At 38.0% G+C, this 23,391-nt stretch carries 27 protein-coding genes; 11 read left to right on the top strand and 16 right to left on the bottom strand.

Annotated features, from left to right (window positions below):
• Positions 1-20: 20 nt before the first annotated feature.
• The 3 genes from LIS78_RS11610 to LIS78_RS11600 form a co-directional block, all read right to left on the bottom strand.
• A complete protein-coding gene (locus LIS78_RS11610; protein ID WP_252285199.1) occupies positions 21-569 on the bottom strand; it encodes a cysteine hydrolase family protein in 549 nt (182 codons plus the stop codon).
• A 71-nt stretch (positions 570-640) separates the two neighbouring features.
• Positions 641-1,417, bottom strand: a complete 777-nt coding sequence (locus LIS78_RS11605) for an NUDIX domain-containing protein (protein ID WP_195780159.1) — start codon at positions 1,415-1,417, stop codon at positions 641-643.
• A gap of 223 nt (positions 1,418-1,640) precedes the next feature.
• Positions 1,641-2,036, bottom strand: coding sequence for a CDI toxin immunity protein (locus tag LIS78_RS11600; RefSeq protein WP_252285197.1), 396 nt, complete (start codon positions 2,034-2,036; stop codon positions 1,641-1,643).
• A gap of 331 nt (positions 2,037-2,367) precedes the next feature.
• Between LIS78_RS11600 and LIS78_RS11595 the strand changes: the two genes are divergently transcribed.
• Positions 2,368-3,456, top strand: coding sequence for an FAD-dependent monooxygenase (locus tag LIS78_RS11595; RefSeq protein ID WP_252285195.1), 1,089 nt, complete (start codon positions 2,368-2,370; stop codon positions 3,454-3,456).
• A 105-nt stretch (positions 3,457-3,561) separates the two neighbouring features.
• Here LIS78_RS11595 and LIS78_RS11590 read toward each other — a convergent pair whose 3' ends face one another.
• Complete coding sequence (locus tag LIS78_RS11590) at positions 3,562-3,897, bottom strand: helix-turn-helix domain-containing protein (RefSeq protein WP_013056901.1); 336 nt, start codon at positions 3,895-3,897, stop codon at positions 3,562-3,564.
• A gap of 182 nt (positions 3,898-4,079) precedes the next feature.
• Positions 4,080-4,205 carry an anti-repressor SinI family protein gene (locus LIS78_RS11585; RefSeq protein ID WP_075420012.1) on the bottom strand — a complete coding sequence of 42 codons (126 nt, stop codon included), beginning with the start codon at positions 4,203-4,205 and terminating at the stop codon, positions 4,080-4,082.
• A gap of 232 nt (positions 4,206-4,437) precedes the next feature.
• Here LIS78_RS11585 and LIS78_RS11580 point away from each other — a divergent pair, with 232 nt between their 5' ends.
• Positions 4,438-5,991 carry an alpha/beta hydrolase gene (locus tag LIS78_RS11580; protein WP_252285194.1) on the top strand — a complete coding sequence of 518 codons (1,554 nt, stop codon included), beginning with the start codon at positions 4,438-4,440 and terminating at the stop codon, positions 5,989-5,991.
• Positions 5,992-6,006: 15 nt separating this feature from the next.
• Positions 6,007-6,477: a DinB family protein gene (locus LIS78_RS11575; protein ID WP_209151615.1), complete on the top strand. Its 471-nt coding sequence runs from the start codon at positions 6,007-6,009 to the stop codon at positions 6,475-6,477.
• A gap of 62 nt (positions 6,478-6,539) precedes the next feature.
• On the opposite strand, the gene LIS78_RS11570 is transcribed toward LIS78_RS11575, so the two are convergent.
• From LIS78_RS11570 to LIS78_RS11560, 3 genes are all read right to left on the bottom strand, one after another.
• Positions 6,540-6,737, bottom strand: coding sequence for a hypothetical protein (locus tag LIS78_RS11570; protein ID WP_098979922.1), 198 nt, complete (start codon positions 6,735-6,737; stop codon positions 6,540-6,542).
• Between the two features lie 115 nt (positions 6,738-6,852).
• On the bottom strand, positions 6,853-7,281 hold the full coding sequence (gene fosB / locus LIS78_RS11565; protein ID WP_252285192.1) for a metallothiol transferase FosB: 429 nt from the start codon (positions 7,279-7,281) through the stop codon (positions 6,853-6,855).
• A gap of 68 nt (positions 7,282-7,349) precedes the next feature.
• Positions 7,350-7,961: a LysE/ArgO family amino acid transporter gene (locus LIS78_RS11560; RefSeq protein WP_252285190.1), complete on the bottom strand. Its 612-nt coding sequence runs from the start codon at positions 7,959-7,961 to the stop codon at positions 7,350-7,352.
• Positions 7,962-8,064: 103 nt separating this feature from the next.
• Between LIS78_RS11560 and LIS78_RS11555 the strand changes: the two genes are divergently transcribed.
• On the top strand, positions 8,065-9,507 hold the full coding sequence (locus tag LIS78_RS11555) for an aminotransferase-like domain-containing protein (RefSeq protein WP_252285188.1): 1,443 nt from the start codon (positions 8,065-8,067) through the stop codon (positions 9,505-9,507).
• On the opposite strand, the gene LIS78_RS11550 is transcribed toward LIS78_RS11555, so the two are convergent.
• The 4 genes from LIS78_RS11550 to LIS78_RS11535 form a co-directional block, all read right to left on the bottom strand.
• A complete protein-coding gene (locus LIS78_RS11550) occupies positions 9,498-10,574 on the bottom strand; it encodes a HAMP domain-containing sensor histidine kinase (protein ID WP_252285187.1) in 1,077 nt (358 codons plus the stop codon). The genes LIS78_RS11555 and LIS78_RS11550 overlap by 10 nt on opposite strands.
• Positions 10,571-11,251: a response regulator transcription factor gene (locus tag LIS78_RS11545; RefSeq protein WP_209151613.1), complete on the bottom strand. Its 681-nt coding sequence runs from the start codon at positions 11,249-11,251 to the stop codon at positions 10,571-10,573. Before LIS78_RS11545 ends, LIS78_RS11550 begins: the two co-directional genes overlap by 4 nt.
• Before the next feature lie 11 nt (positions 11,252-11,262).
• Entirely contained in the window at positions 11,263-11,826 is a 564-nt protein-coding gene (locus LIS78_RS11540; RefSeq protein WP_252285186.1) for a class I SAM-dependent methyltransferase, read from the bottom strand.
• Positions 11,827-12,262: 436 nt separating this feature from the next.
• A complete protein-coding gene (locus LIS78_RS11535; protein WP_252285185.1) occupies positions 12,263-12,982 on the bottom strand; it encodes an SDR family NAD(P)-dependent oxidoreductase in 720 nt (239 codons plus the stop codon).
• A gap of 202 nt (positions 12,983-13,184) precedes the next feature.
• Here LIS78_RS11535 and LIS78_RS11530 point away from each other — a divergent pair, with 202 nt between their 5' ends.
• Positions 13,185-13,811 (top strand): FMN-dependent NADH-azoreductase, encoded by a 627-nt coding sequence (locus LIS78_RS11530; RefSeq protein WP_195780170.1) that lies wholly within the window; start codon positions 13,185-13,187, stop codon positions 13,809-13,811.
• A 27-nt stretch (positions 13,812-13,838) separates the two neighbouring features.
• Here LIS78_RS11530 and LIS78_RS11525 read toward each other — a convergent pair whose 3' ends face one another.
• Positions 13,839-14,606, bottom strand: a complete 768-nt coding sequence (locus LIS78_RS11525) for a TrmB family transcriptional regulator (RefSeq protein ID WP_195780171.1) — start codon at positions 14,604-14,606, stop codon at positions 13,839-13,841.
• Positions 14,607-14,728: 122 nt separating this feature from the next.
• Here LIS78_RS11525 and LIS78_RS11520 point away from each other — a divergent pair, with 122 nt between their 5' ends.
• From LIS78_RS11520 to LIS78_RS11510, 3 genes are all read left to right on the top strand, one after another.
• Positions 14,729-15,502: a sulfite exporter TauE/SafE family protein gene (locus tag LIS78_RS11520; protein ID WP_013056888.1), complete on the top strand. Its 774-nt coding sequence runs from the start codon at positions 14,729-14,731 to the stop codon at positions 15,500-15,502.
• A 164-nt stretch (positions 15,503-15,666) separates the two neighbouring features.
• Positions 15,667-16,332 (top strand): hypothetical protein, encoded by a 666-nt coding sequence (locus LIS78_RS11515; RefSeq protein WP_252285184.1) that lies wholly within the window; start codon positions 15,667-15,669, stop codon positions 16,330-16,332.
• Positions 16,333-16,476: 144 nt separating this feature from the next.
• Positions 16,477-17,367, top strand: a complete 891-nt coding sequence (locus LIS78_RS11510; protein ID WP_195780173.1) for a PhzF family phenazine biosynthesis isomerase — start codon at positions 16,477-16,479, stop codon at positions 17,365-17,367.
• Positions 17,368-17,407: 40 nt separating this feature from the next.
• Here LIS78_RS11510 and LIS78_RS11505 read toward each other — a convergent pair whose 3' ends face one another.
• The 3 genes from LIS78_RS11505 to LIS78_RS11495 form a co-directional block, all read right to left on the bottom strand.
• Positions 17,408-17,686, bottom strand: coding sequence for a hypothetical protein (locus tag LIS78_RS11505; RefSeq protein WP_223260155.1), 279 nt, complete (start codon positions 17,684-17,686; stop codon positions 17,408-17,410).
• 113 nt (positions 17,687-17,799) lie between these two features.
• On the bottom strand, positions 17,800-19,302 hold the full coding sequence (locus LIS78_RS11500; protein ID WP_209151608.1) for an NAD(P)H-hydrate dehydratase: 1,503 nt from the start codon (positions 19,300-19,302) through the stop codon (positions 17,800-17,802).
• 11 nt (positions 19,303-19,313) lie between these two features.
• Entirely contained in the window at positions 19,314-20,354 is a 1,041-nt protein-coding gene (locus LIS78_RS11495; RefSeq protein ID WP_252285183.1) for a C45 family autoproteolytic acyltransferase/hydrolase, read from the bottom strand.
• 142 nt (positions 20,355-20,496) lie between these two features.
• On the opposite strand from LIS78_RS11495, the gene LIS78_RS11490 reads away from it, so the two are divergent.
• The 3 genes from LIS78_RS11490 (at position 20,497) to LIS78_RS11485 (ending at position 23,343) form a co-directional block, all read left to right on the top strand.
• Positions 20,497-22,374, top strand: a complete 1,878-nt coding sequence (locus tag LIS78_RS11490) for a terpene cyclase/mutase family protein (protein ID WP_209151606.1) — start codon at positions 20,497-20,499, stop codon at positions 22,372-22,374.
• A 138-nt stretch (positions 22,375-22,512) separates the two neighbouring features.
• Positions 22,513-22,647: a hypothetical protein gene (locus LIS78_RS31360; protein ID WP_280640327.1), complete on the top strand. Its 135-nt coding sequence runs from the start codon at positions 22,513-22,515 to the stop codon at positions 22,645-22,647.
• A gap of 153 nt (positions 22,648-22,800) precedes the next feature.
• Positions 22,801-23,343, top strand: a complete 543-nt coding sequence (locus LIS78_RS11485) for a GNAT family N-acetyltransferase (RefSeq protein WP_209151605.1) — start codon at positions 22,801-22,803, stop codon at positions 23,341-23,343.
• The last annotated feature ends 48 nt before the right edge of the window (positions 23,344-23,391 follow it).

Below are 23,391 nucleotides of genomic sequence, written 5' to 3'. Positions count from 1 at the left end.
TTTCCTCCACTTTTATGTCCTTAAATAATTTCTGCTCCGAGGCAAGATTTAAAATGTTCAAGCGCCCACTCATGACCTTTTTGATTAAAGCTTGCTACGGCTTTTTCATAAATATAAATAGCAAACCCTTTATTATAGGCATCTACTGCTGTATGAAGTACACAGATATCCGTACATACACCTGCTAAGTAGACATCGGTAATTTGTCTTTCTCGCAGTTTAATCTCCAGATTCGTTCCAGCAAATGCGCTGTATCTCGTTTTATTCATCCATTCTATATTTGCCTTTGATTGATACACGTTATATAAATCATTTAACTTTCCGTATAGCTCTCTTCCTGCAGAACCTTCAACATTATGAGGCGGAAACAGCGCTGATTCTGGATGCAAGGAATCATTTTCTTTATGAAAATCAATGGCGAACACGACATACTCGTTTTGCTCAATAAATTGACGCGTAATATCGCTTATGGATGTTTCAATGTGTCGCCCTGGTTCTCCGCATGTCAAAGCTCCGTTTTCAGCTACAAAATCATTTGTATAATCGATGTTAATCAGTGCTTTTTTCATTATGTTTCCCCCTCATAAGTAAAAATTAACAGTTAACATATTGTTAATTATTTGAATTGGAAGTTTTTCTTTTAATAGCGTGCTGTATAGATTGGCTTCATCACATTCATTTCAACAAACCGGTAGAGCTTTGTTGGTTTTTTAGACGTTCTCGTCGTTGTTTTTCCGTCTACTTCTTCAATAAATGGCAGCATTCTTATTTTTCGTGCAAAGGCCTGATCACTTTTAATCGCTGCATCATCCGTTACGGTAAGCAGCACAGCCTGCAGCTCAGAGTATGTAAACTGAGAAGGCAGAAACTTCTGGGCAATGGTCGTTTGCAATAAATCTTTCTTAATTTCCTTGATTGCATCTCGAATGATGATTTCATGATCAAAAGCTAAAGGCAATGAAAAGATTTCATCTATTTTAAATAATTCAACTCGAGCAGCATCATCATTCGCTTTTCGCTTTATTAGACTATCTTCTGGGACGATTGCATAATGTGCGTTTGTAATGACCCATCCTCTATCGTCCCTGCCAGGCTCATCATAGACACCATAGTGTTTTAAATGAATATCTTTTACGCCCGTTTCTTCTTCGAGCTCTCTTTTGGCCGCTTCAAAAGCTGATTCATCAGGCTGGACAAATCCGCCGGGAAGCGCCCATTTTCCTGCTTCGCTGTTCTTTTCTCCCTCTGCATTCACCATTGCTCGTTGGATAAGCATTAATTTCAAATTCATTTTAGGTGGTTTGTATGGTTCTTTTTCTTCCGTCACAATCGTAAATACAGCAATATCTGACGTATAGCCATATGGTTTAGGGTATTCTTTTTTCTTTTGATTCGTCATTGCTTTTTTGTTCGACATTCATCATTTCTCCTGATCGCTCTTTTTACAATTAACAATATGATTAATGTTAATTATATTTGTTTTATGGAAAATGTCAATACTTTTCCCACTAATTATAAAGAGAAGGTAATTTATGTTGTAAATAACGTTATGTTTCGTATTTTTCAGATTTTATATGCATAAAAAGCTGAGTGAAGAAGTTCTCATTCCCCTCTTCTCTCAGCTTTCTTTTTCCTTTTAATTAGCGTGCTGCTAAACCAATCATCATTTTACCGTCTTTAAAATACTCAATTACATAGTCAACAGACGGACAGTAAATAAATGCTTCTTCTGTAAGATCAGCTGTTTGTTGAAAAAACAGTAAAGCCTGATCTAAATCGACGCTTACAGCTTTAGTTGCTCGTTTCCAAAATAAAACAACCTGATGTTCTTTTATATTCATCTCTTGAAGCCATTTTTTGATTTCTTCAATATGCCGGGTGGACTTTTTAATTAATACTTTTCTCCAATTAATTTGCATGATTGTTAAAAAAGGAAAGGTGTTTAAAAGTTTTTCGAAGTAAATGCTTGTCTGCCTTTTTGTTAGCAAATCTGCACTGTTACCCAATGCTTGAATATAATGTTCTACTTTTGTCATAATCATCCTCCAGTCGAAATTGGAGTTTGCTAGAATTTTCAGAGACGATCTCTACTCTTCTTGCTAAAAATCCTGCAGCTTTCCAACCGTGCTTTTTCTCAACAATTTTGAAGTGTCACCTTTTTATACAAATTATTCAAAATAATTTGTGTATTTTAGTTTACCATAAAACTTAATCTTTGACTTTGATTATGTAGAACCTTATTTATGTTTTGTCCAAAGAGCGAATTCCATAGAAGAAAAGTTATAAAAAAGTTGACATTAGCATTTATAAAAGTTAATATACTTACTAAAAGTAACTTAATTGCATATAACAAACAAGGTGAAGAAAATGAACTATCAAACAGATGTGTGTATAATAGGAGCCGGACCAGGCGGTGCTCTACTAGCCTATCTACTGGCTAAACAAAATATATCAACTATACTGATAGAGAGATCTGATAAGCTTGGAAAAGAATTTCGAGGCGAACATTTAAATGAAGATGGAGAAATGATTCTTAAGAAACATCATATATTTGAAGAAATTGAAAGCTTAGGCCTCCTTCGAATGTCTAGGGTCGAATACTGGAAGGATGGACATATATTCAAAACGATAGAATCTGAACTTGGACATGCAGGAATTCATGTTCCACAGCAGCATCTCCTTCAGTCTATAAATACCCAGGCAAGCATCCATCCCTCCTACAAGCTTATGCTGGGCACAAAAATAACGGAACTAATGCAGAATGAAAAAGGCCAATATACTGGAATAAAAGCTCAGCAAAAAGGCCGGGGTGAAATAATAGTTGAAAGTAAAATCATTATTGGAGCAGATGGTCGATATTCAACTGTTCGCAAACTTGCGCACATAAAAAACAATATCCACAATCATGGATACGATTTGCTTTGGGCGAAAATTCCTGCACCTGCCAATTGGGAGCCTTCTATTAAATTTGCACTTGTGAAGCAGCAGCAGGTGGCGCTTTTTTCTCAAGCAAAAGGCTTTGTTCAAATCGGATGGAATATTGAAAAAGGCAGCTATCCTGCTCTTCGAAAACAATCGTTTAGACCGTTTATTCAGCGTTTAATAGACGCTTTCCCTAGCTTAAACCTTTCAATAGAAAGGTTTATTAAGTCGTGGTCAGACTTTACGCTTCTTTCTGTGCAAAGCAGCATAAGCGAAGTATGGTCAAAGCATCACCTGTTATTATTAGGGGATGCTGCTCATACGATGACTCCCACTGGCGCTTTTGGATTAAACGAGTCATTAAAAGATGCTGACTTACTGTCTGACTTACTGCATCAAGTTTTTTATCAAAACAAAGAGATTTCAGAAACATTGAGACAGTTTGAACAGAAAAGAAAGCCTAAATTAATAACTCTTGAACGTATTCAGTTTCAGCGAGAAAAAGAATTCTCGTCCCATTTTATTTCTTCTTAAGCCTAAAAAAAAGAGATTCCATAGATAAATGGAATCTCTTTTTTGCAATCATGATTTTTTAGCAGTTGTTCTATGTAAGTTCTCTTTTATGTATATTCCGCGAAGTTAATCTTGCTTTGCCCGCTGCCATTTTTGAAATTCAAGAAATTGTTTAAACTGCTCTTTGCTTATTCCTGACTCCGCTGCTTCTTTTGCTAACTCAAGCCACTCATCATCAATATCCAACGATTCAGATTTATCCATAGGCTCATGAATCAATCTATCAATACTCACGTTCAATGAGGTAGAAATTTTGTTTAGAAATTGAATAGATGGGTTGAGCTGAATTCCTCTTTCTACTGAAGATATGTACGATTTAGCAACACCCGCTCGGTTTGCAAGTTCTGTTAGCGATATTCCCTGTTTCGTTCTGAGATCTCGAATACGTTGGCCAATTGTCATTTTAATCACCCTTACTAATTCTTACTTATCGATAATAATACCATAATTTCACTTTACCGTGTATTATAAATAAACGTTCTTACTGTAAAGGGATGATTATACATCTAGTGGACATAGCTTGAGACTCGCTATAAAGGTTATCTATGCCTAGAGAATTCTTTATTTCCTTACTAGTGTATTGGCTAAGAATTTGAGCTAATACTTTGTAAAAATTGTCTAACTTCCTCGATGCTTATACCTGTTTGTTTTGCTTCCATTATGAGCATAACCCATTCTAAGTCTAACGTATTTTCGTCTTTAAAATTCATAATTCTCCTCCTTTCTTCTTTTTTCGAAATTGATAACGTTTTCTTTTTGCTGTTTTTGGGCATTCTCCCTTATTTCTCACTATGGTTTTACAGTATAATGGATATTACTAGAACATTAGACATTTTTTAATTACTAAAAAGCACCCATTTTTTTGAATTTTTTGTCTATTCTTATCATAATAATTTTACCGTTACACAAACGCTACAGTTAGACACTAGGAGGATTGTTTTTATGCCTTTTCTGCATACGGCGACAGAAAAAATTCACTATGAAGTTCATTCGCCCGTATTCACTGACAAGACAGAAACCATTGTGATGGTTCATTCTGTTATCACTGATCATACGCTTTTTGATTCTATTACTGCAGAATTAACCCAACATTATTGTGTTATTCAATACGATTTGAGAGAGACAGGAAATAGCGCCTCCGCTACAGGGGAGATATCGTTTGAGGCTCACATTGAAGATCTTTTCCACTTATTACATACGTTACATATAAAGAAATGTTACTTAGTTGGCGTGGGATTTGGAGGACAAATCGCTGTTAAATTTGCTGCCCGCTATGAGTTTCTTATTGCGGGACTGATACTATTGTCTCTTCCTTTTTATTCAGATAGCACCCTTCAAAAGATTAAGAGATGTTACAACGAAGAAAGTAAAAAACAAATACCGGTAGATAAAATTTTCGAATTAGGCAAACTAGAGAGTCTGGAACCTACAAACATACAACAGGTAATTGAAAGACTTAAAAAAATGGATCCCGGTGTATATTTCCGCTTTCTTAAACTATCTATTACAGACAATCTATTTCAAGAGTTGACTAGTATTTCACTTCCTGTACTCACTTTATCTGGCCAAAATGATTTGCTGGTTTCATCTCAGTATCTGATTTCAAAAACGATGTTTTTAAAAAACTACAGTCATATGACCATACCTAACGCACATTCTTTATTTTTAGTAAAAGAAAAAACAACTTTACTCAAAGAAATTGCCGTAGATTTTATTAAAAGTAATAAAACTCAACTGTCTTCTTTAAGGAATGACTCTATGAAAATGCTTAAAAACTGGGAAAGTGATACGGCTATAGACATTCAAAAAGACTTTCATGCCCACACACCCTCTCTTAAAGTAGATTTCTTATACTCTTTTTCCGTCTATGTAAACGGCCAGCTTATTACAGAGGGCTGGAATAAGCGCTTTGCTCAAGAAATTTTACTATATCTTATTTTTCACCATTCTATCAGCAGGGAACAGCTATGCGAAGCGCTGTGGCCCGAAATTCCTTTAAGCAACGCCAAAAAGAATTTACGCGTCTATTTGTCTCATTTAAAAAAGTTATTGAACGCAGAAAACGCAGAGCCGGTTTTACTTGTTAACAGGCAGCTCATTTCTTTAAACGCAGATGTGTCAAGCGATGGATTAGATTTATTAACTGACCTTCAGTGGATCACCGAACAGTCTGATCCGGCGTTGAAATTCAAGGAAGCTGAACAGCGACTGCACCAATTAGTTCCTCATTATTTAACAACAATTTATGACGATTGGTTCCTTGATATCCGAGTAAAAATAGAGATTATTCTTCTTGACTTATTAATCTGGATGAAAGAATGGCTTTGTGAGAATGGAAAAGTTTCAAAAGCCGTATTTTTACTCATTAAATTTATTGATTTAGTAGAAGAAAAGGAATTCATTTATGATGAAATTGTCGATTGCTATATCAAGCTCGATAACAATGGAAAATCAGAGTACTGGCTCGATCAAAAAATGCGGTATTTATTTGAATAAAAAGGATGTGAATACATGAATTCGTACTGTGAGATGGTGTTTAATCAAATAAACGTTAACATCCATTCCCTAACCGCAATCATTAATGACGTTACAGAAGAAGAGCTTGCTTATCGTCCCCTCCCTCACAAGCGGTCTATTCAAGAGCTGCTGCAGCATTTATGTCTCATTTGTACTGCAGACTATTATATTTCCTTAGGCTACTCTGCAGATAAAATGAATGACTTTTATCTGCAGCATCCAGCTTATACAAAGCTAGAACTCAAAGCAGCTTTAGTAGAGGGCTTCAATCAGCTAAAAGCAGTTTACTCTTCTTTTGACGAACGAAAGCTTTTTTCACTGCAGACATCCTATTGGGGATGCACGTATACACGTTTTGAGTGGCTCCTTGAAATTCAGTCTCATTTATACCATCACCGTGCAGAACTGTACACGCTTCTAACCTGTTACCGCAGAAGCGGATTGAATGTAGTGCTTTTTGAGTGATATAATCTGAAACAGAAAAAGCAGTGAAGCTATAGCCTCACTGCTTTTTCTTACTCTCTATATTAGATAACCTTTATTTTTGTTTTAATTGTATAATATGTATCTGCTACTAGTCCTACTGCAAGTCCGCTAATCATTCCGTATGGTAATACACCCGGTACATTTTGATAAAAAGTGCCGATTAACATCGCAGCTAGTATGCCGAAAAGTACGCCTATCACAATATGCGAACCAAACTTCACCTGTTTTGCGGTATACATTCTTCCTCCTCCTCACTTTTTTTCCATTATATCACAACCCTATCGTTTGTTTAATGATAACTGAGAGAAGAATGGGACTGTAATAGAATTGTAACCTTATAAAACTAATATGGTATTACTCTTCTAGCGAATAAAATTTCATATGAGGTTTGGCTTCTTGGTAATATGTTAAGCGGTCTTGGAGCGTACCGGTATGAAATTCAAATTTATGGCCGTCCGGATCCGTAAAATAAATGGATTTTTTGTCTCTATCGTCGCGGTTTCTTCCCGGTAAGATGGTTATATTATACTGTTTTAACAGTTCTTTTGCCTCGTCAAAGCTTTCAATGGAAATAGAAAACGCTAAATGAGTATACGAATACTGAATGTCTGATCTAAGAATATCTTTTTCTTCGTTTAACGCCAGCCACAATCCATTTAAACTAAAATAAGCAGTGGACTTTCCTTTCACTAAAAGTTCCCCTCCTAACACTTTCTGATAAAATGTGATGGACCGTTCTAAATTTGACACAGAAAAGCATATATGATTAATTCCTTGAATCATCTTTTACCCTCGCTTTCTAGAAAAAAAGCACTTCTTTCTATTACACAAGTTTCCTTTTAGCATCTATTTTACTGAAAAAAGATGCTTTTTGCCATGTAAAGAGCCACTCCCCAAATCATACATGCAGAAACCTTATTCACCCAAATCATTATTTTCCCATTTGAATCCATTTTTCCTACTGCTTTTCCTACAAAAGCTAAGGACAAAAACCATATCCATGAAACGGATATCGTCACCAGCGTAAAAACCCATTTTTCCTTTCCGCTGTACAGTAGAGAATTTGTTCCGATTACGCCCATAATATCCATCAGCGCATGAGGATTTAGCAGAGATACAGAAGCAGCAAATAGAATCTGCGCTTTTACCGTCATTCCTTCCTTTAATGACGTTTTCGAAGGTTCGCTCTTCCATGTTACAAAGCCTATATACGCTAAAAAAAGAAAACCTATTCCAAAAATAAGCGTTTGAAAAAACGAAAAAGCAGCAACTACTGCTGAAACTCCCAGCACTGCGACTATAATTAAAATCGTATCACAAACAGAAGCCGTCACCACTACGGGAAGCGCCTGTTTGAACCTCCGTTGATTTACTCCTTGATTAAAAACAAACACATTTTGTACTCCTAAAGGTAAAATCAAACCGAATGCTAACAACAAAGCGTGTATAACCACTGTAAACATGTTACTCTCTCCTTTCTCTTTCATCTTACAATTGACATCCCCTGTTGTCTCCATCCAAGTTTTGATTTATAATACCAACCAAATTACAAAAAGGTGGTCTCACATGAATTGGACTCCAAACCCGGCTGATAAAAAGCCATTGCACAAACAAATTCAAGAGTATATGAAAGAGAAAATTACAAATGGAGAATGGCCTATTGGAACTAAAATTCCTTCGCAGCGCCATTTAGCTGCTGCCTTTTCTATAAATAGAAGCACGGTGGTAACAGCAACCGACAACTTAATTGCTGAAGGACTGCTTAGTGGAAACAAAGGTGGTGGAACCAAAGTCATTAACAATACGTGGAGCTTACTAGCATCAGGTTCTCACATGAACTGGAATTCTTATGTAGAGGCAGGAATATACCAACCAAATTCTTCGACTATCCGCCATATTAACGAAGCTGAATTTCAACGGGGCATTATTCGTTTGGGAACTGGAGAGTTAGCACCTGACCTGCTCCCTTCCCATCAGCTTTTCGAACTGTTTAGCGGAATTAATCATAGAAGCGTACACTTAGGCTACGAGCACCCAAGAGGAAATGATGAACTGCGACAAGAGTTAGTGAAGCATGTTAAAAAACGAGGCATTGAAACTTCTCCTTCATCTATTTTAATTGTATCCGGTTCACTTCAAGCCCTTCAATTAATTTCAATCGGCCTGCTGCCTCCAGGTGCCAATATATTAGCTGAAAAACCTTCTTATCTTTATTCTCTGCCGTTATTTCAGTCCGCACAAATGAAAATAACGGGCGTTTCGTTAGACGAAGAAGGAATTCATTTAGCTTCATTAAAAGACCAGCATGAAAAAGAAAAAGGCACAGTCTTATATACGATACCGAACTTTCATAACCCCACCAATGTGACGATGAGCGAACAAAGGCGTCAAGAGCTGCTTCATCAGTGTGAAATGATGCATTTGCCTATTATTGAAGATGATGCTTACGGAGAGCTTTGGTTTCATTCACCCCCTCCGCTTTCATTAAAAGCTCAGGATAAAAACGGAATGGTTCTTTATTTAGGAACGTTCTCTAAAGCCTTCAGTCCAGGATTTCGAATTGGATGGGTTATCGGGCCAGAACATGTCATTGAGCGATTGGCCGATCTTAAAATGCAAGTTGACTACGGAGCTAGTTCCTTATCTCAATGGGCTGCTGCTGAAGCTCTTAAGACAGGAATTTATGACAATCACGTTGCCAGCGTACGGTACAAATTAAAAGAAAAATCTCAGAAAGCACAGGCTATTTTAGAGAAGCATTTGGAGAGTCTGGCTACATGGAATGTTCCGAGCGGAGGTTTTTATTTTTGGCTTACGCTGCATAAGCCTGTTTCGATGCGGAAATTATTTAAGCACTGTCTAGATCAAGGCGTCCTTTTAAATCCAGGCGCATTGTATGATCATGAAACATCGCAGCATATCAGAATATCCTTTGCTTATGCGACGCTTCCAGAATTTGAATACGGTATTAAAATAGTAGCAAAAAGCCTTAAGAATCTTTACTTATGATTCTCAAGGCTTTCTTGTGTTAGCGGCAGCTTTATAAAAAAAGTGAGCTTATTACGCTGAAGCTCTGCTCGTATATCTCCTTGATGAAGCAGGATGATTTGTTTAGCAATAGCCAGTCCTAAGCCTGAACCATTCGCATCCGTTCTTGATTCATCACCTCGATAAAATCGATCAAACAACTTTTCTACCTCCATTTTTTCACTGATGTTAATGCTGTTCCTAAAGGAAATAATTAAGGAACCCTCGTAAATTTCCTGATTCACCTCTAATACGGAAGGCTTTTTGCTGTATTTCTTGACATTTTCGAGCAAGTTTTGAAATACTCTTACCATTTTTTCCACATCAATAAATGCATTCCATTCACAAGCAAAGCTAGTCTGAACGTCAATGCCTTCTCTTTTTAAAATCGGCTCGTACTCTCCTATCACCTGCTGAAGCAAACGTTTCATATCCACTTCATTTCGTTGAAGCTGAAGATCGGGACTCGTTAATTTTGTATAGTCAAACAACTCTTCAATTAAATCCGTTAAATAATTTGCTTTTGAATCGACAATATATAAATAGCTATCTAATGTTTCATCATCTAAATTTTCTCTTTTTTTAATTAAATCGAGGTACCCCACAATGGAGGTTAACGGCGTGCGCAGATCGTGAGACACACTGGATATTAGCTCATTTTTTGCTTGTTCGATTTCTCGTTCGCGATTAAATTTTGTACGAAGCTGCGCAGACATTTTGTTAATATTTTGACTTAGCTCAGCCAGTTCATCTTTTCCTCGTACATGGATGGTTGCGCCTAAATCTCCATTTGAGATTTTTTGAACTTGTTTAGAGATTTCTTTAAGATAACGGATATGGGAACGAATAAGTACTAGAAAAACCAAAACAAAAATCACTACAGCAATAAAAATAAGCCCAAATGCCAATAGATTATATGCAGAAACATTCATTTTCTCTTCTTGTATATAGCTGTTCAAAACAAACCTGGCAATTAAAACAAACGTTAAATTGGCGACCAAAAAACTTATAATCATAGCAAAAAGAAGCTTTACACTTATTCTTTTCATATCCTGTATCCTACGCCCCATATGGTTTTAATATAAATTGGCTTTTTCGGATTATCCTCAATTTTTTCGCGAATCTTTGTAATATGAACCATTACGGTATTATCCGATTTAAACGCATCTTCTTGCCACACGGCTTCATATATTTTCCCCATACTCATCACCGTTCCTTTGTTGCGTGCCAGCAGCTCTAAAATATCAAACTCTTTTGGTGTTAAACGAATCTCTTGGCCGCGCACAAAGACAAGGCGGGTGCTGCGGTTAATTTCCAAATCGCCAATTTGAATAATATCGCGTTCAGCACGTTCATTGTATTTTTTATAGCGTCTAATTTGTGATTTAACCCGCGCGATGAGCTCGAGAGGATTAAATGGTTTTGTTAAGTAATCATCTGCTCCTGCTGTTAAGCCAGAAATCTTATCCATATCTTCTGACTTAGCCGACAGCATAATAATGGGCATGTTTTTTTCTTCACGTATTTTAAAAGCAGCGTCAATTCCATTCATCTGCGGCATCATAATATCTAATATAATTAAATCTACTTCTTGTTCCTCTAAAAGCGCTAATCCAGATACAGCATTAGAAACTTTCAGCGCTTCAAATCCTTCATTTTCTAAGTAAATAGCAATTAAATTACGAATTTGCTCATCGTCATCTATAATTAAAATTCTGTCTTTCATTTACAAACTCCTTATATCTCATTCTTTTCGCATGTAAAAATATATGCGGGAGGAACATTTCTCCACTCTTTTTCCGCTTCAATCTGCGGGAAAAACGTGCGGATCAACTCTTTTTTTAAATTCGTATACTGAAACGTAATAAATTTCCCTTCATCAGCTAATATGCTACGCGTGTTTTGCAGAATACAGTCGGACACTTCAGAGGGCAGCGAGGCAAAAGGAAGACCTGATAATACGTAATCTACTTTTGGAATATCGTACTGTATCAAGTACTTTTGAACATTTTCAGCTGAGCCGTGTATCACATACACATTTTTTTCATCCTTTACTTGTTCCTTTACTTTTTCGTAAAATTGCCGGTTGTATTCGATAAGAAGCAAAGTTGTACAAGCGCTTCGTCTTCTTATTAATTCACGGGTAAAAACTCCGGTTCCTGGCCCGTACTCTACTATACAGGCTGCATGTTCAAAATCAATCGCTTTTACCATTTTTTCCGCTAAGTGCGTAGAGCTTGGCAAAAGTGCTCCTACCGTTCTCGGCTGATGAAAATATTGATACATAAAAGCTAAATTCATTTTCTATTCCTTCTTTCTACTCTTTCTTTCTAGAATAGAAAAAAAAACTAAAGAAACATTAATTAATTTTCTTAAGAATTCTTAAGAAAACAAAAAAGGTTGAGACATAACGGAATTAACCCAATCTAAAGACGAGCAAATTGGATTAATAAACTCATATGGATTGCTCGTGACACCGCTGTTGATTTCCGTGCAAGACTTCGCTTTCCGCGGGCGGCCGGTGAGCCTCCTCGTCGCTTCCGCTTCTGCGGGGTCTCACCTATTCCGCTTTTCCCGCAGGAGTCTTCGCCTTGCCTTTCAATTAACAGCTAGAAGCGGTGAAACCAACGTTCATAATAACAGTAAAAATTCGAATGGTCAGTCAATAATATCGATTGATCATTCGAATTTACCTTTAACTAAAATATTTTTGTCCCAGCCTCTTTCAAAAGATAATTTATCGTAAATAACATCCGCTATTCAAATCCAATGTGGCTCCTGTATAATGTTTTGCTTGAGGGCTCAGTAAAAAAAGAACCGTATCTGCCACGTCTTGAGGCGTAACAAAGCTTGGAATCAGCTGATGAGCGATGTATTCATTTTTGCGCCACTCTGGAATATTTTTCATCATATCGGTATTTACCATTGTAGGTGCTACGGCATTCACCCGGATATAAGGAGAAAAATTCATCGCACAGCTCTTGGTTAATCCTAGTATTGCTGCTTTAGACATTCCATATATAGCATCGGAGCTTCCTTCCATTCCTGACACGGACGATATATTAATAATCGCTCCTTCTGTTTCCTTTTTCATTAATAATTCGCCAAAGTACTTGGAGAAATAAACATATCCTTTAATATTAATATCCATCACAAAATCTATTTCGTTTTCTTCATAATCCAATAAATTTTTCCCTAAATACACGCCTGCATTATTAACTAACCCATACAAATTTTTATCTTTTATTTGATAAAAAAGATCTTTTACATCCTTTCCTTTTTTAACATCCACTACATACGTTTCAATATGGCCCTTTGTATCTTGAGCTAGTTGTCTCAAAGCTTCAGCATTAATATCACAAGCAATGACTGAATAGCGCTTTAACACGAATTCTTTTACAATTTTTTTGCCAATTCCGGAGCCTGCACCCGTGACGATTATCCATTTTTCTTTCATGTTTACACCTCTTACCGACTCTCTGTTTTGTATACACATTTGTTATGTAAATATTCAAATATTAATTATACCATTATTTTCTATATAAAAATTCTTTTCCTATGCTCTTTTTCAGCTTACTGAACAAAGTGCGTATAGTTTTTTATACGAGTGATAACGATAAGACAGTACATTATTTCAAACAAGAAAGAGATGATAACACGTGGCAAAAGTACTTTATATTACAGCTCATCCTCACGATGAGTCTCAATCATTCAGTATGGCAACAGGAAAAGCGTTTATTGATGCTTACAAGGAGCATAATGCAAGTGACGAAGTTGTACATATTGACCTTTACAAAGAGAATATTCCTCATATTGATGCGGATGTATTTAGCGGCTGGGGCAAACTTCAGGCTGGGTCTGAACTTTCTTCTCATGAACAAGAAAAGGTCAATCGTCTTGCAGAATTGAGCGAACAGTTTGTAGCAGCGGACAAATATGTTTTTGTAACGCCTATGTGGAACTTTTCATTTCCACCAGTTATGAAAGCCTATTTAGACTCTGTAGCCGTAGCGGGTAAGTCATTTAAATACACGGCAGAGGGTCCGGTTGGGCTATTAACGGATAAAAAAGCGCTTCATATTCAAGCACGCGGAGGCATTTATTCTGAAGGTCCTGCAGCTGATATGGAAATGGGGCATCGTTATATTGGGATTATGATGAATTTCTTTGGAGTACCTTCGTTAGACGGCATTTTTGTGGAGGGGCATAACGCAATGCCAGATAAAGCCCAAGAAATTAAAGAAAAAGGAATAGCAGAAGCAAAAAAACTTGCCCAAACTTTTTAATATAAAACCCGCATAAAGCGGGTTTTTCTACGCAAAAAAGCTTTCTCTTTCCCTTTCAATCCACCTGTCCATTTCCTGATCACTTTTTTCTACAAGTCTGTTAACGAGGATATCATGCCAAATATAGTTTTCAAGTAAATTAATGTTGACTGCGTTATTTGTATAGTAAGCCATTTCTTTATGACCATAAATCATTTCACTGCTGTCAACAGATACAATAAACCAGTTTTGATTGCCAATGTTTTCGGTATAACTTGTATGACGGTGCCGGTCAAATTCCTCCATCACTTCATCTTGTTCAAACACAATTCCTTTTAGTGTTACACTCTCCCTTAGCTGTAATAAAAGAGGCTTCAACTCATTATAAATATCGGGCCAAAGCGAGATGACAATTTTATTTTTTGCTTTTAACAATAGCGACTCACAAAAAGCAAGAATGGCTCTTTCTCCTTTCATCGTCATAACCCGGCTTTCTTCTATAGACTCTGCAGCCTCAAGACGTTTAAGCGTTTCGCTAACGTCTTCATACGTTTCGTTCCATTTTTTTTGCAGCGAATGCAAAAACGCATCGACGGGCAGTGACGTGTACTGGGTGCCATCATTACTCTCTTCTTTTAACACCATGCCTTTTTCCTCTAGTGTTTGTAAAATATCGTATACACGCGCTCTTGGCACACCTGAATGTTTACTAATGCTATAAGCAGTGGAAGATCCTTTTTTGACAAGCGTCACGTATACTTTTGATTCATACTGATTAAATCCAAGCGACTGCAGCTGCTGAATAATATTTTCCATAAAGGAAACCTCCCTGTTTTTTAAGTTATTTGAAATTTTCATCATTTACATATTTACAACCGCTTTTTATATAGTTACTATTTAAGTAGTCACTATATATTATGACATGAGGAAGGTGCTTTATGGAAGAATTAAGTTTACAGATTGTTCTTTTGCTTTTACTATTTGGGTTTTTAGCCGCATTCATTGACTCTGTAGTTGGCGGAGGCGGTTTAATTTCAACGCCTGCCCTTTTATTTTTAGGCCTGCCTCCCGCTGCTGCCTTAGCTACAAATAAATTAGCTGGAACGATGGGCGTATTAACGAGTACCATTCGATTTGTCAAATCCGGAAAAGTCGATTTTCGCGTCGTAGGTAAATGGTTTCCTTTTGTATTTATCGGTTCTTTAGGAGGTTCAATCACCGTTCATTTTCTATCCTCTGCTTTTTTGAAACCGGTTATTTTGATTCTCCTTGTTTTAGTTGCTATTTATACAATCTTCAAAAAAAACTGGGGCACCACGTCCACATATAAGCCGCTGTCTATTAAGAAACTTATTTTCTTTACCGCACTTATTTTTATTATTGGCTTTTACGATGGATTTTTAGGAGCAGGCACAGGCTCATTTATTTTATTTGCTTTTTTATTTATGGGATTTGATTTCCTGCAGTCAGCAGGCAGCGCAAAATTTTTAAATTTCGGCAGTAATTTAGGTGCTTTGCTTGTATTTTTATATTTTGATTCTGTTGTATTTTCTTACGGATTAATTATGGGGTTTGCGATGATCGTGGGTTCTTTTGTCGGATCAAATGTCGCTCTATCAAAAGGCGTGACGTACGTCCGAACGCTTTTTATCCTTGTCACTTTAAGCCTTATTAGCAAAAACATATTCGATTATGTGAATCAGTACAAATAGATCAATGGTTTCTTTAGAACCCTAACAATGAACCTATATATCTATTAGATTAATAAAACCACCTCTTACTATTTTCTTATTTTTGGGTAAATGTGTAAAAAAACACTAAAATTATTGTATACTGGTCCATGTTGTTTTACATAATTTAGAAACATTATACAGAGGTGAACATTTTGTTTAAGAAATTCAGGTTTTTATGGTTTATTTTGCTGATCTTTGCACTTATTTTTGTCAAAAATACGTTCTTTTCTTCTTCAGAGAACGCTGCTGAGACTCTAGCAACGTCAGATGTTCCACAAGCAGCGGCTACTTTCAAAGAGGGAAACAATCAGCAGGACGGAGTCATTATTCAAAAATATCGCAAACAGCTAGATGCAGCACAGAAAAAAAGCGAAGAAAAAGCTACTAAAGAAATACAAGAAAAAATTTATGAAGATGGCAGGCAAGCAGCATTAAAATTTTTACCGCGCAATAAATTTCAAAGAGCTTTTTCTCAGCCCTCTAAAAAATCAGCCGATGACATTTATGACTTTCTAATTGCGCAAGTGGGGTTTGGAGGATATGATTCTCTTTATCAAGAAGTAATAGCCGCAAAAAAAGAAGCAGCTTCTTCTACTGATGAATTAAATATGAGTGGCATTCAAGCTAAAACCGCTGCACTTACATACGGCACACTAGCACAAAGAGAGCAACTGCTTGTTACAAGTCTTGCCTATGACTTAAGCAGCGTAGGCGTTATTTCTTCCGATACAGCTAAAGATATTGATAAAAAAGCTACTCATATGCTAGAAGTTAGAAAAGAAGGAATAAATGCCGCGATGCAAAAATAGTTTTGCGAAGTGAAAAGCAGCAGGTAAAAACTGCTGTTTTTTTATTCTAAATAACGTTCAGGTACTTCACTATTTTAATAGCCGATCATTTAATAACACTGGTTAAAGCTTTCATACAATGATATAAAAATGGAGGTAATTTCTATGAAAGAAGCGATTGTTTACCAATACGATGCGTTCAGCACGCGCCCTAATAAAGGAAACCCTGCAGGAATTGTGTTTAACGGAGATGATTTTTCAGCTGAAGAAATGCAGAAGATTGCTTATCAAGCACAGTTTAACGAAACTGCTTTTATCATGGACTCTTCCCGCGCTGATTTACGAATTCGATACTTTACGCCCGGACAAGAAGCAGATTTGTGTGGCCATGCTACCATCGCTTCTCTTTATGCTTTACATAGTAAAAACAAACTTCCAAAAACTACATTTACGGTTGAAACAAATGCTGGAATTTTGCCTATGACTGTACAGAGCATAAACGGACAACCTGTTATCACCATGAGTCAAGCTTCTCCACAGTTTCATCCGTTTTCAGGTTCAAAAGAAAAACTGGCAAAAGCTCTTAATCTTCATATTGATGACCTTGATCAAAGACTTCCTATTGTATATGGAAGTACAGGGAACTGGACGCTTATTGTACCTTTAAAAAGTTTAGATTCCTGTAAAAAGATGAAGCCTAATCAAGAAGATTTCCCGCATATTTTAACAGATATGCCAAAAGCATCTATTCATCCCTTTTGTTTTGAAACGATTCACTCAGAAGCCCATATGCACGGAAGACATTTCTCTTCACCATTTTCAGGTACGGTAGAAGACGCTGTAACTGGAACAGCTTCTGGCGTAATGGGCGCCTATTACGCGAGATATGTGGACCAGCAAGAAAACGACCGCTGGCAATTTGTGATTGAGCAAGGACAGGAAATAGATAGAGATGGCTTAGTTCATGTAGAAATTACAAAAAAAGAGAATACGTATGGTGTGGTAATCGCAGGAGAAGCTGCCTATGTAACAAAGCAAATCGTTTCTCTTTCCTAATAAAAACGTGTCCGCCTGTTTGGCGAACACGTTTTTTTGTTTAATAGATAATAGCCTGTACGCTCATTATTGTAACGGTTAAAATAAGAATCACGTTCCCTATAATTAACCACGGCTTTGCGCTTCCTCTTCTACCTTTAATAGCCGTGATTAGTCCAGCAATGGGCAATAAAGCCATAATGATGACCCAAATTTTACGAAGAATGCTGGAATCCAAATAAAAACCAAACTGCATCATCGCAAATAACACGACTGTAATAAGGAAGAAAAGTGTAGGCACAGCTAAATGAATGCCTCTTGGTCTCATTGAGTAGTACACAAAATCACTTTCTTTCTATGTAAAATCTTACGTAAAATAACGTTATCATTTACAAAGAGTTTTGACAACTTTTTGAAGGGTTTTGTCAACAAATTTTAATAATCTAGAAGAAATTACTTCTCACTCAGCTGCCCTAAGACTGCCGGAAGTGCAGAAATAACGTCGCTTGCTAACATATCCATCATTGTATGTCCCTGATCAAGCAGCACATCCGCTGCTTTTCCGTGAACATATACCGCATTACTGATTGCTTCTTGAAGAGAATCATGCTGCATGATAAAAGCGAGGATGATCCCTGTTAACGTGTCACCCGTTCCGCCTTTCGCAAGCCCTGCGTTTCCAGTGGTATTTACGTATTGTTTTCCGTCAGGTGTTGTAACAATCGTGTTTGGACCTTTTAATACAAGGTACACACCATTTTCCACTGCGTATTGTCTAGATATTAAAAATCGATTTTCTTCTACTTCTGAGATTGTTGTATCCACGAGTCTAGCCATTTCTCCCGGATGAGGTGTTAAAATCGTTGCGTGTTCTCTTTCTTTTACTTCTTTTTCTAAATGGGGAAGATGAAAAAGACCATCGGCGTCCACCACAACAGAAACCGGCTGGTGAAGCACTTGTTCGACGACTTTCTTCGTTTCTTTCGTTCTCCCAAGCCCTGGTCCGACTGCAATTGCATCATACTCCGCTTCTTCTAAAGGAATCTCGCCTGCAAAAAAGCCATCTTTGCTTGGACATGGTTTATACATCACTTCCAACATGTGAGCAGCTGCAATCGCATGAATATCGCTCGGAAGCGCAAGAGTTAAAAGCCCTGCTCCGCTTGTGAGTGCTGCTTTTGACGTTAGCATCGGCGCTCCAGGTGTTTGAAGCGAACCTCCTATTACGATTCCTTTTCCGTGTGTACCTTTATTTGACGAAGCATTCCGAATAGGAAAAGATTGTTTAATATGCTGAGTTGACCATACCTCTTTAGGAGATGAGCTTTTTTTAATTGCTAGCGGCGGAATACCGATATCTACTACAATCAATTCACCATAGCTTTCTTTGCTCGGGTATGTAAATGCCGTGATTTTCGGCTGCTGAAGCGTAATCGTAGCATCTGCACGTACCGTAAGCTCTTGCTTCTGTTCCATTACTCCACTTGGGACATCGATGCTGTATATGTAAGCCTTAGAGTCGTTTATTTTTTTTATAATGTCATCGTAAGGAGATTTGATGCTGCCTTTTACTCCTATCCCTAGTAGACAGTCAATAATCACCGTATACTTTTTTACAGAGAAGTTGTCTCCCGCCGATTGCCACGTGAACCCAGCATTTTCATAGATGATCATTGCTTTTTTAGCTGCGCCTTTTATTTTTTCCCGTGCAGGAACTACCCAGACGTCAACTTCATAGCCTTTTGACTTCAACGCACGGGCAATAACAAAGCCGTCTCCTCCATTGTTTCCCGTTCCTATAAGCAGCCCTATGTTTTCATGTTTTTCGATTCGCTCACTCAGCGCGTTTGCAGCAGCCTGCCCGGCATTTTCCATAAGGGACTCTTCACTCATCCCAATTGTATTCATCATATAATCATCTACTTGATACATCTCTTGATTCGTTACAATTCTCACTGTGCTGCTCCTTACTGAAACGGAAATGGTTCATCTGTATTTACCGTTCCTTTTATTTTCGTTATAGTTAATTGTTCTCCTTTCACCCAATCTTCAAACGAGAAAATGAGAGGTTTTGCTTTTCGTCCAATCCCCACAATGACTTGCAGCGTCTCCGGTACATATGCTACTGTATGAAGCGTTCCAGCAGAATTCCGGTAATCTTCTTTAAAAATACCGTATTCATCTTCATTAAATAAAGAGAAAGCTTCAAGAGGCGATAGCTTTTTTTCAATATGATCTCGAATATGATCGAGCCTTTCCTTTGACTCTACCAAATGATGACGATTTTCTTCGACTAGCTGATTAAAATGGTTCGTACACCCCATCATCGTCCCTCTTTGTACATGAACGCCTCGTCCAGATGCTTCGACTACTGCTCCCTGTCCGCTGCGGTCATAAATGGAATAATTAAACGCATGACGATGAGGTGCTCTTTCTAAAATAGCAACAGCCTCTTCTGTCGTTTCACATGTTTCTAAAATAAACCGAGCGAGCGTACAGCAAATAAATCCGTTTGTTTGACGGCGGCGATTAACAAAATGATAACCAATTGCCAGTCCTTTTTCATTCATTCCATCCATTCGCCCAATCATTCTCGTTCCAAATCCGACGCTTGCATATCCTTCATTTGGCTGAAAAAGCAAAAATCGACCTTCGTACGTTTTAGGATGATAATCGTAGTTTCGCACATACACGCCGTGCTGCATAAGAGCCGAACATCCCGTTTTCTTCCACTCTTGCTGATACCCGCTGTACTCATGAATAACGTCTTCAAGAGGCCAATCTAAGCCTTCTGCTAAGCCCACTAGCTCATCCCACAGTCCGGGAGCAAATAAGTCGTAATAATGACGAGCTTCTTTTGCTATCGTTTGATAGCTTCGTAATGAACGTTTTCTTCTTTTTTGATGATTTTCAAACAGCTTTGTTCCTTTATGTAATTGCCCTTGCATTTTACCAAGCTCTCGGTAAGAGCCCCGCCCTTGAATGACTTCTACCTGTATTTCTTTCACTTCTATCACTCCAATTTTCCAGTACCTTTATTGTGCAGCAAGCGCTCTATTCTTTGCAACTTTCTCCTCTCATAGAACTCTCTTCCTTTGAATACAGTTATAAAGAAACAGGTCGAAAGATTGAAAAGCATTATCATAAGAGGTGATCATATTGCTAAAGGAAGTTCAGCTAGAGATTCAGCGAAGAATCGCCTATCTGCGCCCAACACAAAAAAATGACGGGTCATTTCGCTACTGTTTTGAAACAGGCGTTATGCCTGATGCGTTTTTAATTATGCTTCTTCGCACCTTTGATTTAGATAAAGAAGTGTTGATTAAACAATTAACCGAACGGATCGTTTCCCTTCAAAATGAAGATGGTCTTTGGACGTTGTTTGATGATGAAGAACATAACTTATCCGCCACTATTCAAGCTTATACAGCTCTTTTATATTCAGGCTATTACCAAAAAAACGACCGGGTTTTGCGAAAAGCAGAAAGATATATTATAGATTCAGGAGGCATTTCTCGCGCTCATTTTCTCACAAGATGGATGCTTTCTGTTAACGGCTTATACGAGTGGCCAAAGCTATTTTACCTCCCGCTTTCTCTTTTGCTCGTGCCTACCTATGTACCGCTCAACTTTTATGAATTAAGCACCTATGCCAGAATTCACTTCGTTCCGATGATGATAGCGGGAAACAAAAAATTTTCACTTACTTCTAGGCATACACCTTCTCTTTCTCATTTAGATGTAAGAGAACAGAAACAGGAATCGGATGAAACTACTCAAGAATCACGCGCTTCTATTTTTTTAGTCGACCATTTAAAACAGCTGGCTTCTTTACCTTCTTACATCCACAAGCTTGGTTATCAAGCAGCCGAGCGTTACATGCTGGAAAGAATTGAAAAAGATGGAACACTCTACAGCTACGCCACCTCTACTTTTTTTATGATTTACGGGCTTTTGGCTCTTGGCTATAAAAAAGATTCATTTGTGATCCAAAAAGCAATCGACGGTATTTGTTCACTACTTAGTACATGCAGCGGCCACGTGCACGTAGAAAACTCCACGTCAACGGTTTGGGACACCGCGCTGCTATCTTACGCTCTACAAGAAGCAGGTGTACCGCAACAAGATCCCATGATTAAAGGCACGACTCGCTACTTAAAGAAAAGACAGCATACAAAGCTTGGAGATTGGCAGTTTCATAACCCAAATACAGCACCTGGAGGCTGGGGGTTTTCCGATATCAATACGAATAACCCTGACTTAGACGATACGTCTGCTGCTATCAGAGCTCTTTCTAGAAGAGCACAAACCGATACAGATTATTTGGAGTCTTGGCAAAGAGGCATTAACTGGCTGCTGTCCATGCAAAACAAAGACGGGGGTTTTGCTGCATTTGAAAAAAATACCGACTCTATTTTATTTACTTATCTGCCGCTTGAAAATGCAAAAGATGCAGCGACGGATCCGGCTACTGCCGATTTAACCGGTCGAGTGCTTGAGTGCCTCGGAAACTTTGCTGGCATGAATAAATCCCATCCTTCGATTAAAGCTGCAGTAAAATGGCTGTTTGATCATCAATTGGATAACGGGAGCTGGTACGGCCGGTGGGGAGTTTGCTACATTTACGGAACGTGGGCCGCTATTACAGGACTCCGTGCTGTAGGGGTTTCTGCTTCTGATCCGCGTATCATCAAAGCTATCAACTGGCTCAAAAGCATTCAACAAGAAGACGGTGGATTCGGAGAATCATGCTATAGCGCTTCTTTAAAAAAATATGTGCCACTATCGTTTAGCACTCCTTCTCAAACGGCTTGGGCTCTCGATGCTTTAATGACAATCTGTCCATTAAAAGATCGAGCCGTTGAAAAAGGAATTAAATTTTTACTGAATCCAAATCTTACAGAGCAGCAAACTCATTATCCCACGGGAATTGGTCTTCCTGGACAATTTTATATTCAGTACCACAGCTACAATGATATTTTTCCTCTTCTTGCACTTGCCCACTACGCAAAAAAACATTCTTCGTAAAGAGGCTGGGACAAAAGTAGTTTAGCTGAAGGAAAATCCGAACGATGAATCGAGATTCTTGCTTGAGAATCCAACTCGTTCGGATTTTTTCATTTGTAGGGTGAACGTAGGCTTCATGTATGTAGCTGCTTTCAGCGTTTGATGGGAAGCCAAGGCGAAGACTCCTGCGGGAAAAGCGGAATAGATGAGACCCCGCAGAAGCGTTTGCGACGAGGAGGCTCATCGGCCGCCTGCGGAAAGCCAAGTCTTGCACAGGAATCAACCGCGGTGTAACAAGCACTCCATACTAGCGCATTGATCCCATTTGTTTGTCTTGAGATTCGATGGACGTAGTTATGTCTCAATTTCTTTTTATACATAAAAGCAGGTTTTTTAGGAAACAAGTGGAATACCTTTTTAAATGTTAGGAAAGAAAGGATGCATCAAATGAATAATGTTTCACCACTTTTAAAAGGAAAAAACGTGATACTAAGAAAACCAAAAGACAGCGATGTAAATGACTATCTAGCATGCAAACAAACAAAAGAACTTATCCGCATGTACGGAGGCGATACCCGAAACTTAAAACCTCTTACATTACAAGATGCCAAGCGGCACGTCGAGTACATAAAGTCTCAAAAGCTGAATTGGTGTATTGAATATCAGCAGCGTTTTGTTGGAGAAGCCCGGCTGACCGTTAACGAGTACGACCGGCGCGCACGGTATGCAATTGGTTTATTTGATTCTTCCGTTTGGAATCAAGGGCTCGGCACTGAAGTTACAAAATCGGTACTTGCGTACGCATTTGAACACCTTCACTTGCACAGAGTCGATTTACGAGTGCTCGAATACAACCATAGAGCCATTGCTTGTTATGAAAAATGCGGTTTTGTAAAAGAAGGAATAGAGCGTGAAGGTGCTTTTATTGAAGAAGCATTTCAGACAGATATTATCATGAGTATACTCGAACAAGAATATTATCAGCTGTAGAGGAGAGAATCAGCTGTCCTCATCTTACTTCTTTAAAAGTTCGTATAG

Origin of the sequence: Priestia megaterium (assembly GCF_023824195.1) — a bacterium.
GTDB lineage: Bacteria > Bacillota > Bacilli > Bacillales > Bacillaceae_H > Priestia > Priestia megaterium_D.
Note: the sequence above shows the minus strand (reverse complement) of the source record. Positions and strands in the feature narration are given on the sequence as shown.

What these genes read in the sequence shown, in the direction of transcription:
- LIS78_RS11485 (WP_209151605.1), top strand. Translation starts at nt 22,801, where the DNA reads ATGAATAATGTTTCACCACTTTTAAAAGGAAAAAACGTGATACTAAGA.
- LIS78_RS11570 (WP_098979922.1), bottom strand. Translation starts at nt 6,737, where the DNA reads ATGTATACCGCAAAACAGGTGAAGTTTGGTTCGCATATTGTGATAGGC.
- LIS78_RS11560 (WP_252285190.1), bottom strand. Translation starts at nt 7,961, where the DNA reads ATGTTTACAGTGGTTATACACGCTTTGTTGTTAGCATTCGGTTTGATT.
- LIS78_RS11535 (WP_252285185.1), bottom strand. Translation starts at nt 12,982, where the DNA reads ATGAAAGAAAAATGGATAATCGTCACGGGTGCAGGCTCCGGAATTGGC.
- LIS78_RS11525 (WP_195780171.1), bottom strand. Translation starts at nt 14,606, where the DNA reads ATGGAAAATATTATTCAGCAGCTGCAGTCGCTTGGATTTAATCAGTAT.
- LIS78_RS11510 (WP_195780173.1), top strand. Translation starts at nt 16,477, where the DNA reads ATGAAAGAAGCGATTGTTTACCAATACGATGCGTTCAGCACGCGCCCT.
- LIS78_RS11545 (WP_209151613.1), bottom strand. Translation starts at nt 11,251, where the DNA reads ATGAAAGACAGAATTTTAATTATAGATGACGATGAGCAAATTCGTAAT.
- LIS78_RS11540 (WP_252285186.1), bottom strand. Translation starts at nt 11,826, where the DNA reads ATGAATTTAGCTTTTATGTATCAATATTTTCATCAGCCGAGAACGGTA.
- LIS78_RS11595 (WP_252285195.1), top strand. Translation starts at nt 2,368, where the DNA reads ATGAACTATCAAACAGATGTGTGTATAATAGGAGCCGGACCAGGCGGT.
- LIS78_RS11590 (WP_013056901.1), bottom strand. Translation starts at nt 3,897, where the DNA reads ATGACAATTGGCCAACGTATTCGAGATCTCAGAACGAAACAGGGAATA.
- LIS78_RS11520 (WP_013056888.1), top strand. Translation starts at nt 14,729, where the DNA reads ATGGAAGAATTAAGTTTACAGATTGTTCTTTTGCTTTTACTATTTGGG.
- LIS78_RS11580 (WP_252285194.1), top strand. Translation starts at nt 4,438, where the DNA reads ATGCCTTTTCTGCATACGGCGACAGAAAAAATTCACTATGAAGTTCAT.
- LIS78_RS11575 (WP_209151615.1), top strand. Translation starts at nt 6,007, where the DNA reads ATGAATTCGTACTGTGAGATGGTGTTTAATCAAATAAACGTTAACATC.
- LIS78_RS11585 (WP_075420012.1), bottom strand. Translation starts at nt 4,205, where the DNA reads ATGAATTTTAAAGACGAAAATACGTTAGACTTAGAATGGGTTATGCTC.
- LIS78_RS11600 (WP_252285197.1), bottom strand. Translation starts at nt 2,036, where the DNA reads ATGACAAAAGTAGAACATTATATTCAAGCATTGGGTAACAGTGCAGAT.
- LIS78_RS11610 (WP_252285199.1), bottom strand. Translation starts at nt 569, where the DNA reads ATGAAAAAAGCACTGATTAACATCGATTATACAAATGATTTTGTAGCT.
- LIS78_RS11550 (WP_252285187.1), bottom strand. Translation starts at nt 10,574, where the DNA reads ATGAAAAGAATAAGTGTAAAGCTTCTTTTTGCTATGATTATAAGTTTT.
- LIS78_RS11605 (WP_195780159.1), bottom strand. Translation starts at nt 1,417, where the DNA reads ATGTCGAACAAAAAAGCAATGACGAATCAAAAGAAAAAAGAATACCCT.
- LIS78_RS11555 (WP_252285188.1), top strand. Translation starts at nt 8,065, where the DNA reads ATGAATTGGACTCCAAACCCGGCTGATAAAAAGCCATTGCACAAACAA.
- fosB (WP_252285192.1), bottom strand. Translation starts at nt 7,281, where the DNA reads ATGATTCAAGGAATTAATCATATATGCTTTTCTGTGTCAAATTTAGAA.